Source organism: Myxococcus dinghuensis (assembly GCF_024198235.1).
Lineage (GTDB): Bacteria > Myxococcota > Myxococcia > Myxococcales > Myxococcaceae > Myxococcus > Myxococcus dinghuensis.
Map to the genome: position 1 here is coordinate 261,232 of NZ_JAKCFB010000008.1, position 12,302 is coordinate 273,533.

Annotated in this window: 7 protein-coding genes and 1 tRNA gene; 3 read left to right on the forward strand and 5 right to left on the reverse strand. The window is 69.3% G+C overall.

The genetic code is table 11. The features are described 5' to 3' along the window. Positions 1-181 precede the first annotated feature (181 nt). Positions 182-769 carry a DUF642 domain-containing protein gene (locus LZ198_RS14515; RefSeq protein ID WP_253972543.1) on the forward strand — a complete coding sequence of 196 codons (588 nt, stop codon included), beginning with the start codon at positions 182-184 and terminating at the stop codon, positions 767-769. Between the two features lie 94 nt (positions 770-863). On the opposite strand, the gene LZ198_RS14520 is transcribed toward LZ198_RS14515, so the two are convergent. The 4 genes from LZ198_RS14520 to omp85 form a co-directional block, all read right to left on the reverse strand. Next, complete coding sequence (locus LZ198_RS14520; RefSeq protein WP_253972544.1) at positions 864-3,086, reverse strand: RCC1 domain-containing protein; 2,223 nt, start codon at positions 3,084-3,086, stop codon at positions 864-866. A gap of 81 nt (positions 3,087-3,167) precedes the next feature. After that, the gene (locus LZ198_RS14525; RefSeq protein ID WP_253972545.1) at positions 3,168-5,384 is read right to left on the reverse strand and encodes an RCC1 domain-containing protein; all 2,217 of its coding nucleotides are present in this window, start codon (positions 5,382-5,384) and stop codon (positions 3,168-3,170) included. A 92-nt stretch (positions 5,385-5,476) separates the two neighbouring features. Continuing rightward, positions 5,477-7,663, reverse strand: coding sequence for an RCC1 domain-containing protein (locus tag LZ198_RS14530; protein WP_253972546.1), 2,187 nt, complete (start codon positions 7,661-7,663; stop codon positions 5,477-5,479). A 433-nt stretch (positions 7,664-8,096) separates the two neighbouring features. Beyond that, entirely contained in the window at positions 8,097-9,167 is a 1,071-nt protein-coding gene (gene omp85 / locus LZ198_RS14535; RefSeq protein ID WP_253972547.1) for an Omp85 family outer membrane protein, read from the reverse strand. A gap of 365 nt (positions 9,168-9,532) precedes the next feature. Here omp85 and LZ198_RS14540 point away from each other — a divergent pair, with 365 nt between their 5' ends. Then, positions 9,533-11,008, forward strand: coding sequence for an alkaline phosphatase family protein (locus tag LZ198_RS14540; protein WP_253972548.1), 1,476 nt, complete (start codon positions 9,533-9,535; stop codon positions 11,006-11,008). Between the two features lie 38 nt (positions 11,009-11,046). Continuing rightward, positions 11,047-12,099, forward strand: coding sequence for a lysylphosphatidylglycerol synthase transmembrane domain-containing protein (locus tag LZ198_RS14545; RefSeq protein ID WP_256559577.1), 1,053 nt, complete (start codon positions 11,047-11,049; stop codon positions 12,097-12,099). Between the two features lie 59 nt (positions 12,100-12,158). On the opposite strand, the gene LZ198_RS14550 is transcribed toward LZ198_RS14545, so the two are convergent. Beyond that, a tRNA-Leu gene (locus LZ198_RS14550) sits at positions 12,159-12,242 on the reverse strand. Between the last annotated feature and the right edge of the window lie 60 nt (positions 12,243-12,302).

The window sequence follows — 12,302 nt, forward strand, 5'->3', positions numbered from 1 at the left end:
TCTCGTGTCCCGGGTCGGATGGCTCAATTCCTCTCGTCGCATGGAAAGAACGTCTCCGAAGCGTCCGGAAGTCGTCGTTTACTTCGGGTGTGACTAGTGTTCACGGCGCCGTTGCTCGGCACCGCGAGAGCGGCGGCGTTTGGGGAACGCTGAACCGTCGCGGTCGACACGAAAGGTGAACATGCGCATCAATGAGATGATTCGAGGGGGCGTGATGACGGGTCTGTCGTTGGGACTCGTGCTGTCCGGGTGTGGCGGTCCGGAGGGGCTGGCGGCGGGCGAGCCGGAGCTGGGCTCGGTGGAGCAGGGCATCAACAAGGCCACCAACAGCGGCTTCGAGGCGGCGCCGCCGGGTAGCTACAACTACACCGTCCTCACCACGGGGGCGACGACGCTGACCAACTGGACGGTGGGCGGCAGCATCAAGGTGATGCACAGCACGTACAAGACGCCCAACAGCGGGAGCAAGTCCATCGACCTGAACGGCTACGGCGCCGGCAGCATCGAGCAGATCGTCCCCACGGTGGCGGGCAATGGCTACACGGTGCGCTTCTACGTGGCGCTGCCTCCGAGCTGCACGGGGACTCGCACCGCGACGCTGACCTACGGCCCGTCCACGGCGAGCGTCTCCAACTCGCTGCCGGGCTGGACGCTGCGCACGTTCGTCTTCACCGCGACGACCTCCAGCTCGCTCATCAAACTGGAGAGCACCTCCGGCGGCGTGAGCTGCGGCCTGGCCATCGACGACCTCACGGTGGATGGTCCGTGAGCCGTCCGTGAGTCCATGAGGACACACGATTGAAGCCCCGGGGCCCCGGGACCTGCGACGCCCCGGGGCCCTGATTCATCTGGGGGGCGGTGGCTCAATCCAACAGTGACGAGACGGGGAGGAGCGCCTCGGTCGGCACGCCGCGTCCGAGCTCGCCATCGGTGTTCTGGCCCCAGGACTGGACGGTCCCATCCGGAAGGATGGCCAGTGCGTGCTCGTTGCCCGCCGCGACCATCGTCACGCCGTGGGTGATGCCCACGACCTGATTGGGGGGCGAAGTGACGCTCCGCGTGCCGCTGCCTCGCTGCCCGTAGAAATTGGCCCCCGCGGCCCACAGCACGCCGTTGCCGTCCCAGGCATAGGCCGTGTCGTCGCTCGAGACGACCTCCTGCACGCCTTGGAGGGACATGGGGCTCGGCACCAGGCTGCCGTTGGCGACGGCGGGCATGCTCGCGCGGTAGCTGTTGTCGGTGCCCCACCGCCAGCCGGTGCCATCCGCCTTCACGGCCATGGCGTAGGCGGCGCCTCCGGCGATGGAGGTGACATTGTCCAGCCCCGAAATCGAGACGGGCGTGTAGCGGTCGGTGGTCGTGCCATCGCCGAGCTGGCCGTTGCCGTTCTCACCCCAGGCGAAGGCAAACCCGTCATAACGGATGGCATACGAGGTCCGGCGGCCCGCGCCGACCTTCATCACATTCTCCAGCCCGAGAACCTGGACGGGGGTCGTCCGGTAGGTCGTCGTGCCGTCACCCAACTCGCCGCTGGAATTCTCTCCCCAGGCGCGGACCTTGCCGTCCATGCCAAGGGCCAGCGCATGGGACTCACGCACTGCGATGGCGATGACCGTGACGTCCGAGAGCCCCGGAACCAGGGTGGGCGTCAGCAGGTTGAAGGGACCACCCCACTGCCAGACCGAACCGTCACTGAGAAGGGCCAGCGAGCGGTTACCTCCGGCCGCGATGGCCGTGACATCCTGGAGGGCCGGCACCTGCGCCGGCAAGGTGTGGCGGGTCGTCGTGCCATCACCGAGCTGGCCACTGTCGTTGTATCCAAAGGACCAGACGGTCCCATCCGTGGCCAGCAGCAAGGAGTGCGTGGCACCCGCCGCGACCGCGAGCGCTCCGGGGAAGCTGCCTTGCACCAGCCCGGGGGTGGCATACAGAGACGGCCCACCGTCTCCCCGCTCACCATCATCATTGCTTCCCCATGCCCAGATGTCCCCAGCGGTACGCATGGCGAGGACATGGGTGTCCCCCGCGACGACCAGGGAGACGCCCGTCAGCCCCGGCACCTGCGCGGGTTCACTCCGGATGTTCCGGGTCCCATCACCCAGCTGCCCTCGGTCGTTGAAGCCCCAGCTCCAAACCGTGCCGTTCGCCTTGACGGCGAAAGAGGTGGCCCTGCCCACGGCGACGTCGACACATCCCGTCAATCCCGGAACCTGGATGGGCGTCGGCTGGGACACGGGGGCGCCATACAGTATCTCTCCCCAGCTCCAGACGGTGCCGTCTGACTTGACGGCCAACGCGTGGGCAAAGCCCACCGACAGGGCCACGACGTTCGTCAGCCCCTGGACCTGCACGGGGACTGCGCTGTCCGCGCCCTCACGCCCAAGGGTATTGAAACGATTGAACCCCCAGGCCCAGACCGTTCCATCCGAACGAATGGCATAGGACCCCAACGACTGGGCGACCACGGCCACGACGTTCGTCAGCCCCGTCACCTGGAGGGGTGTCGATCGGGCCGTGTTCGTGCCGTCCCCCAACTGCCCGTTCCAGTTCTCACCCCACGCCCAGATGGTGCCGTTCGATTTGAGCGCGAGCACGTGCCTGTAGCCCGCGGCGATGGCCACGACCCCCGTCAAGCCCGGGACCTGGTCAGGCACGGCACGCCCGTAGTCCGGCGTGCTGCTCGTAGGGACACCCAACTGCCCCGTCTGGTTCGAACCCCAGGTCCAGACCGTACCCGTGGAGAGGAGCGCCACGGAGAATTCATCGCCCGCGGCCACGGAGGTGGCGTTCGTCAAACCGGGGACCTGGAGGGGCGTCGAAGTGTTGGTGATGCCAGTCCTGCCAAGCTGCCCGGACGTATTGTTGCCCGAGGCCCACACCGTCCCGTTGGCACGGATGGCAAGGGAGTGGCGGATCCCCGCCGCGATTCGCACCTTCGGCTTCGTGCGGGAGAGCGCCGTGTCCTGACTGCCTTCAGCCTCTGTGGAATCGAGACTGGCACTCTGCTGTCCACAACCCACGGACAGCAGAAGCCCCAGCGCGACGCCCAATACACCGCGGAATCGCGAGAACGACGGATGTGTCATGTGAGACCCTCGTGTGGAAGACGCTGTCCAGACGAGAACTCGGATTCCATATTCAGTCCGTGAGATTCGAAAGATGAGAAATCAGAATGGACCCGTTCCGGACGGGACGAGCAGCGAGGTGCGGATGGGGACGAGCTTGTCGAAGGGCTCGCCGTAACCCAGTTGCCCATCCGAGTTGTCACCCCATGCCCAGACGGTGCCATCCGGGAGGACGGCGAGCGAGTGGTGATAGCCGATGGAGAGCGCTGTCACGCCGGTGGTGATTCCGCTGAGGGGGCTGGGCACGGGGCTGTTCTGGGTGGTGCCGTCTCCGCGCTGACCCATGTCGTTGTAGCCACCGGTCCACACGCGGCCGTCGATGCTCGTCGCCATGCCGGTCGTGGGGCCGGAGACGATGTCGACCAGGCCGTCGACCGACATGCGCACCGGGAGGTGTGCTTCGCGGGGGAGGTTGCTCATTCCCGCCTGGTAGTAGTCCAGCCCCCAGGTCCAGCCGGTGCCGTCCGCCTTCACGGCCATGCCATGGTATTCGCCGCCCGCGATGGCGACGACGTCCGTGAGGTTCCTCACCTGGACCGGAGTGTGTCTGTCTTCAGCCGTGCCATCGCCGAGCTGCCCCGCACCGTTCTGTCCCCAGGCCCAGGCCGTGCCGTCGTGGCGGACGGCGAAGGAGAGGGAGTTCGCGGTGGCCACCTTCGCGACGCCGTCCAGGTCCAGGACCTTGACCGGGACGTCGCTCGACGTCGTCGTTCCATCGCCCAGGTTGCCCGCGGCGTTCTGTCCCCAGGCCCAGACCGTTCCGTCATCGCGAAGCGCCAGGGCGTGTGTCTCGCTCACGGAGAGGGCGATGACGCGGGTCAGGTCGGGAATCGGCGTGGGGGTGCTCGAGATGTAGCCCCACTTCCAGACGGTGCCGTCGGCGCGCAGCACGAACGACTCGCCGTACGTCGCGCCGATGGCGGTGACGCCGTCGAGTCCGGGGACCTGGGTCGGGACGGGGCGGGAGGTCGGCGTTCCGTCTCCGAGTTGTCCCCAGGTATTCAACCCCCAACTCCAGACCGTGCCGTCGTGGTTGAGCAGCAGCGAGTGCGCGCGGCCCGTCGCCACCGCGAGCACTCCCGTGGGGGCACCCTGCACGGGCGCGGGCGTGGCGTAGCGGATGACGGCGCCGTTCGCGAGCTGCCCGTCGCTGTTGCTTCCCCAGCCCCAGAGGGTGCCATCCGCGCGCACCGCCAGGACATGGTCCATTCCCGCGGCGACCCCGGTGACACCCGTGAGTCCTGGCACCGGGGCGGGCGCCATGCGCATGCGCTTGGTGCCGTCCCCCACCTCTCCCTGGGCCCCATCGCCCCAGCTCCACACGGTCCCATCCGCCTTGATGGCCAAGGAGAAGCCGGTCCCCGCGGCGACATCCTTGAAGCGTGTCAGCCCCTCGAACTGGGTCGGCGTCGCCACGCGATAGCCGAGCGCGAATTCCATGCCCCAGCCCCAGAGGGTGCCGTCCGAACGGACGGCCAGCGCGCGCGCGTTGCCGATCGACGCGGCCATGACACCCGTCAGCCCCTGGACCTGGACGGGGATGGCGCTGTGCTCGAACGTCCCGTTGCCGAGCTGTCCCTCGGAGTTCTGGCCCCAGCTCCACAGGGTGCCATCCGAGCGGAGCGCGAACGAGTTCTGGGCTCCGGCCACCACGGCCACGATGCCCGTCAGGCCCTGGACCTGGACGGGGGCGCGGCGATCGGTCGTCGAGCCATCCCCCAACTGGCCGAAGTAGTTGTAGCCCCAGGCCCAGACCGTGCCATCCGCCTTCGCCACGAGCGTGTGATACCAACCCGCGGCGACCGAGACGACTCCCGAGAGCGCGGGGACCTGGGCCGCCGTGGGGCGGGAATCATGGGAGTCGTCGCCCAACTGTCCCATCCAGTTCGCGCCCCATGTCCAGACGGTGCCGCCGCTGCGGAGCGCCACCGAGTGACTCATGCCGCCAGCCACGGATTGGACGCCAGTCATTCCCCGGACCTGGACCGGCGTAGACGTACTCTCGAAGTCCCCCGTCCCCAACTGTCCATCGTCGTTGTTTCCCGCGACCCACAGCGTCCCGTCCGGACGGATGGCCAGCGAGTGATACGCGCCCGCCGCCAGCCGGACCTTGGTTTGTGTCCTGGCGATGCTCGAGGTCTGGCTTGTGTCGGTCTCCGCCGGTGTCGGCTCCGACGGCTGGCCACAGCCCACGCTCAACAGGAGCCCCAACGCGACGCGCAGGACTCCGCCCCACTTCGATACTGCAATGTGTTTCATGTGTTGCTTCCCCCTCGTCTGGTGTTGCGAAGCAGAACACCGACGCGGAGGGGAAGGTTAAATTCAAGGCATTGCGGGCGGGGCGGGGCGGGTCACCACCACATCGTCGGTGCGGGGACGAGCGCGTCGAAGGCCGCGCCGTGTCCCAATTGCCCATCCGAGTTGTTGCCCCAGGCCCAGACGCTTCCATCCGGCAGGATGGCCAGCGCGTGGCTGTCACCCATTGCGAGCGAGGTCACGCCCGAGGCGATTCCGGTGACGAGGACGGGGTCCTCGGCGTGGGTGGTCGTCCCGTTTCCGGCCTGTCCCCAGTCGTTGATTCCTCCCGCCCAGAGGCTGCCATTCGTCGCGGGGGCGAAGGCCGTGGAGTCGCCGGAGACGACGTCGAGCAATGACGTCACCGTCATGGGAGCCGGGACGCGGTTGTCATGGCGATGACCACTCATCCCGGCGTGGAGATAGTCATATCCCCAGGCCCAGCCGCTTCCATTGGCACGCACGGCCATGGAGTGGTGTGTCCCTCCCGCGATGGAGGTGACCTCCGTGAGTCCTCGCACCTGGACCGGGGTCGTTCGGAACTCGGTCGTCCCGTCTCCGAGCTGTCCGTTCCCATTGGCGCCCCAGGCCCAGGCCGTGCCGTCATGCCGCACCGCGAGCGAGAAGGCGGGGGCGGTGGCCACCTTCATGACTCCGTCGAGGTCGAGCACGCGGACGGGATTGGCGCGCGACGTGGTGGTGCCGTCTCCCAGACCGCCGAAGGCGTTGGTGCCCCAGGCTCTGACCGTTCCATCGTCACGCAGGGCGAGCGCGTGCGTGCGGCTCGTGGAGATGGCGATGACCTGGGTGAGGTCGGGGACCTGGGTCGGCGTCGGGACGCCTCCACCCCATCTCCACACGGAGCCATCGTGGCGGAGCGCGAGCGAGGCTCCACCGCCCGCCGAGATGCCCGTGACTCCGTCGAGCCCGGGGACCCGCACGGGCGCCGGGTGCCATTGCCGGGTTCCATCGCCGAGCTGCCCTTCGCCATTCCGGCCCCATGCCCAGACGGTGCCGTCGTGGTGGAGCAGCAGGGAGTGGGCGCTGCCCGTCGCCACCGCCAGCGCGCCCGTCGATGCGCCCTCGACACTCACGGGCGTGGTGTACCGCGTGGGAGCGCCGTCCCCACGTTGCCCGTGGCGGTTCGAGCCCCAGCCCCAGATGCTCCCATTCGAGCGCAGCGCCAGCACGTGGGTGTTGCCCGCGGCGGCCACCGAGACACCCGTCAGCCCGGCGACCTGGACGGGGGCGTTGCGGAGCGTCTTGGTCCCATCGCCCAGTTGTCCGGTGTCGTTGTTCCCCCAGCTCCAAGTCGTTCCATCGGACTTGATGACGAGCGCGAACCCATTGCCCGCGATGACGTCGCGACAGCCCGTCGTGCCAGGGATGGCGACTGGCGTGGTCACGCCGTAGCCGACAGCTTCGTCCGACCCCCAGGCCCAGGCCGTCCCATCCGACAGGACCGCCAGCGCGTTCGAGTTCCCTCCCGCCGCGGCCACCACGTTCGTCAGGACTCGGACCTGTCCGGGCACGACACCGTGGGCATATGAGCCATTGCCCAACTGGCCGTTGAAGTTCATGCCCCAGCTCCACAACGTCCCATCCGAGCGGATCGCGAAGGACGTGTTGTGGCCGGCGACCACCGCCACGACGCCGGTCAATCCCTGGACCTGGACCGGCGTGTTGCGCGTGACGCGGGTGCCGTCACCCACCTGGCCGAACTCGTTGAAGCCCCAGGCCCAGACCGTGCCGTCCGCCTTTCCCGCCAGGACGTGGTTCCTCCCCGAGGAGAGGGAGGTCACCCCGGTGAGTCCCGGCACCTGGCCCGCCGTGGCACGAGGAACGCGTGTGCCGTCACCCAGCTGGCCGGTCGAGTTGTCGCCCCAGGCCCAGACGGTGCCATCGGCGCGGAGGGCCACCGAGTGGGACTCACCACCCGACACGGACGTAGCGCCGGTCACTCCCGGGACCTGGAGCGGCGTCGAGGTGCTGGCGATACCCTCCGTGCCGAGCTGGCCGAAGTCGTTGTTGCCCGCTGCCCACACCGTGCCGTCGGGATGGATGGCGAGCGAATGCGCTGCGCCCGCGGCGAGCCGGACGCGTGGCCGGGTGCGGACCAGCGCGGCGTCGTGTCTGCCTTCGGCTCCGGAGCGGATGGGGGGCGCCTCGCAGGCCGCGCTCCATTGCAGACACAGCAGCGCGCCCAGGACTCCCCACAGCCGGGACGATGTGATGCATGGCATGGCTCACCCCACGCCCAAAGTCTGACGAGGCGCGGGGGGCGGATTCAAGGCGCCGGACACGCGCGCTTCACGAGTGTCCAGCCCACTGTTGTCTTCTGGGCCCATCCGAGGCCCGCCCCCGGTGTCTGGCGATGCCTCGCCAGGCTCTCTTCGACCCAGCCGGACCTCAGCCGGCACGAGCGCCGTGAGGGATGCGTTGTGGCAGGTGATGGCGCGGGGCGGGAGGTTGACACGGTTTGGGAGCGGCCCCTCCTGCGAGGTCGGATTGGCGGTCAGTCCTGCATCGGTGTGTCTGTGCTTGGAGTCTTCGAGAGGTGTATGACTCGCAGGAAGGCACGGGCGCCATGGCCGCGGAGGGGAGTCCCGGCGCCGAGGGCGGCTACCCGGAGGCTCCGGGGCGCGATGCGTCAGGGGCGTCGGGCCGGAAGGTGGCTCAGAACATGTGGCCGAAGGTGATGTAGCAGCGCTGGCGGCCGGTCTCCGTGGAGCGGGCGTAGTCCATGCGGACCACCGCCGCGCGGCGCGACAGGCGCACGCCACCGCCGATGCCCGGGTGCCACGCGTGCCACTTGCCGTCGGCGACGCCCGGGTGCCAGACGCGGCCCAGGTCGAGGAACATCACCGCGCCCAGCTTCATGTCCCGGCCGAAGACCTTCAACTGCGCGGCGTGGAAGCGCAGCTCCGTGTTGCTGAAGGCCTTGATGTTGCCGGAGAAGCGGTTGCGCTCGATGCCGCGCACGCTGCTCATCCCGCCGATGCCCTCCGACACGTTGACGCCGCCGGTGTTGCTCCACTCGAAGAACGGCACGTCCCCGAAGAGCATGTCGAGCGTGAGCCGCTGGGCGATGGTGAGCCGCGAAGACAGCCGCACGTAGCGGCGCTCGCTCAGCGTCAGCCCCACGTATTGATACTTGCTGCCCGTGGCCACCCCCGACACGCGCAGGGCGATCTCCTCGACGCCGCCCTCCAGCGGATCCACCTCGTCGTCGCGCGTGTCCCACAGCGCGCCCGCGAGCAACTGCCCGGTGGAGCCACCCTCGATGCCCACCGGCTGCTGCTGCGTGAGCATGGACTCGTCGTACGGCTCCACGCTCGTGTGTCGCCAGCCGTAGCCCACGTACGTCTGCAGCGGATGGGTCGCGCCGAAGGGACGCCCGCGCAGGCGGAACCACAGGCCGGGCGAGCCCTTGTCGTAGGTGTAGCGCTCGTTGTCGAGGTCGCCCCGGAAGTCCGGCGCGGACAGGTTGCCGGCGCCGAAGAACGGGCTGCGCAGCTCACGTCGATACTCGAGCCCACCCTCCAGCCGCAGCGGCCCGATGAGCCGGGGGCCGTCGTAGCGCAGGTAGTGGCTCTGCATGCCGCGGCTGCTGAAGAAGATCTGCGCGCCGATGGCGTGCGCGTACGGCTCCTTGCCCGCGCCGTACAGATACACCGCGCCCACCGCGCCGTAGCCGATGCCCTGGTCCGAGTTGTAGCTGACCATCGGCAACGCGATGGTATCCATCCCCGACTCCTGCTTCGTCGGCGCCAGCCCGGGCGCGGGACGGTGCGAGGGCTGCACCGGCGAGGCACTCAGGGTGGCGAGCAGGAGAGCAGCGGGAAGATGCATGGGGACCGTGGTGACGCCTCACTGTGTCGGAACCATCCCGACAGAAGGACGGCGCTACCTGCCCGCCTGCATTCCAGGAGGGCTGCCCTCGACTGAAGGCGGCCGTCCCCCCAAGTGCTCATTTTGGCTGCCGGGGGAGGGGAGCCGTCAACGTGAGTGGAGCCATGACTCCAGCTTTGATGATGTGGGCCCATGGCGCCATCCGGCGAATCGGGCCGAAAGTTCCGCCCGCGGCGGTAAATCGGCGCCGGAACCTCCTGATGGTCCACCTGGATGGAGTATCCAAGGCCCTCCTGGACGAGGCGATTGTCAGCGGGCGGATGCCGTTCGTCTCACGACTCATCCGCTCCGGGATGTTTCATCTGGATGACGCGTTCTGGGGCGCGCCCACGTCCACGCCGTACTTCCAGGCGGGACTGCTCTATGGCCTGAGGGAATCGAACCTTCCCGCCTATGCGTGGTTCGATCGCGAGCTGGGACGGAAGGTGCGGATGAGCAACCCCGCGGACGCCCAGGAAATCGACCAACGCCTGCGGGGGGCGGGCCGGGAGAGCCTGCTCGACGGGGGCGGTCACGGCTACTTCTCCCTGTTCCGTGCGGGCGCGGACAACGCGCTGAGCATGAGCACGCTGGCCAGCTTCCAACAGATGGCCCGCGCCTTCTCGTACGAGATGATGGGGCTGACGGCGGCGGGCACGCGCGGCGTCTGGCGCTTCCTGCGCTCGTTCGGCTCGGACACCTGGAACGCGACCCGCGAGGTCATCCAGTGGTCGCGCGCGCTCCACGACTGGCGGCACGAGCCGGCCTTCCTCGTCAGTCGCCTGTTGCTCCAACGGCTCGGCTGGAGCTTCGCGCACACCAAGGCCGTGGTGGACATGGTGCGCGGCGTGCCCGTCATCTACCTCGTCTACGGCAACTACGACGAGGTGGCCCATCGCCGGGGGCCACGTTCGCCCCTCGCGCTCGCGGAGCTGCACCGCGTGGATGCGCACCTCGCGGAGCTGTATGCCGTCGCGCGCTCCGTGCAGCGCCCCTACGACGTCGTGTTCTTCTCCGACCACGGCCATGTCGACAGCCTCCCCCTGGAGCAGCGCCAGGGGCGGCGCCTGGCGTCGCTGTTGCTGGAGGGCGCCTCCGCGGGGCCCTCCGACGACGTCGTGCGGGGGCTGTGCAACGGCCGCGCGCCACCGTCGCCGGACACCTCGCCCCGCGCGCCCTTCACGCCCGTCATCTCCGAGTGCGGCAACTTCGCGCACCTCTATCTCACGGGGGCGCGGGAGCCGTCGGAGGCCCGCGCGCTGCTCGCCCGTCACCCCGAGGTGCTGGGGCGCGCGACGCGGGAGCCTGACCTCGGCATCGTCGCGCTGCGGCGGGGCGGCTCGGCGGCGGCCATCATCCAGGGGGGCGTGTATGGACCGGACGAGCTGGAGCGCGCGCCGCTGTCCTCCGAGTTCAGCCGCCGCGCGGTGGCGGACCTGCTGCGGGGCCTGCCGTCCATGACGACGGCGGGGGACCTGATCCTCTTCGGAGCGGCGGTGCGCCGAGGCGGCACGGTGGGCTTCGCCTGGGAGTTCGGCTCGCACGGTGGGGTGACACGCACGGAGGCGCAGAGCCTGGTGTGCTGGCCCGCGGACGCGCCGTTGGATTTGTCCGGCCTGGGCCACGCCGCGCAACTCCACGAGCGACTCGCGGAGGCGTATCTGGCGCCGGCGCCCCGGCTGCGGTGGGTGCCGTGAGCGAAGCCGGACCGGAGCCGTCTCCCCGAGGCGCCGCGCTGGGCCGGGTGCTGCTGGCCGTGGTGGGCCTCGTCGTGTCCGTCGTCCTGCTGTCCACGGCCTTCTTCCGGTGGAACCTGAAGGCGCCAGGGCCGCTGCTCCAGCCGCGCTTCCCCCTGGGAGCGTTCGTCCGGGAGCTGCCCGGCCACCTGCTCTGGCTCCTGCCCTTCGTCCTGCTGCAGGCGTCCATCATCCCCCTGCGCGCCGTGCAGTGGCAGAGCACGTTGCGTCGCCGCGTGCCGTTCCGGGAGCGCTACCACCTGGTGGCCATCGGCGCCTTCGTCCACAACGCGCTGCCCGGCAAGCTGGGCGACATCCTCCGCTCCTTCCTCCTGTCCCGCACCGAGCGCATCCCCTTCCTGCGCTGCCTGGGCACGGTGGCGGTGTGCAAGTTGATGGAGTTCGCCGCGCTGATGCTGCTCGTCTCCGTGTCGCTCCTGGGGCCCTTCGGCGCCACGCTGACGCGCTTCGAGGGACAGTTGAAGGTGGCCGTGTCGCTGTGCGTGGGGCTGGTGGCGCTGGTGGTGCTCCTCGCCCACTGGTCCACGCCCCTGGCGGAGTCGCTGCACCAGCGCCACCGGCTGCCCCGGGTGGAGGCCTTCCTCCACCACGTCAGCGACGGGCTGGGCACCGCGCGCTCCACGCGGGGCATGGCCCGGGTGTTCGTCTTCTCCGTGGGGCCGGTGCTGGCGTCCGCGCTGGCCTACGGGCTGGCGCTGCACGGCATCGGCATCAGCGGGGGGCTGTTCGCGGGGGCCGTCGTCCTGGGCGCCATCTCCCTGGGGCAGGCGCTGCCGGGCGTCCCGGCGGGTATGGGGCTCTATTACTTCGTGACGAGCTGGGCGGCCCGCGGCCTGGGAGCCAGCCCGGAGGACGCCGCGGCCTTCGCCACGCTGACCCACCTGGGCACGGTGCTCAGCCAGGCCGGAGTGGGGGCCATCTCCGTCCACGTCCGGAAGATCCGGATCCGCGACCTGCGCAAGGGCGGAAGCCTGGCGCGCGAGGCGGCGCACCACGTGGCGCACGAGTCCGTGGAACCCGCACCGCCGTGAGTCCGACCCCTGAAAAGAGAAAAGGGGCCCCGGTTTGAAACCGGGACCCCTTCTCACTGTGCCCAGGAGAGGACTCGAACCTCCATGCCCTTGCAGGCGCTAGACCCTGAATCTAGTGTGTCTACCAATTCCACCACCTGGGCAGGCGGTGCATCGCGGAGCCGCGCTGTGCGGCGCTGCGATGGGCGGGACATATAGGTGTA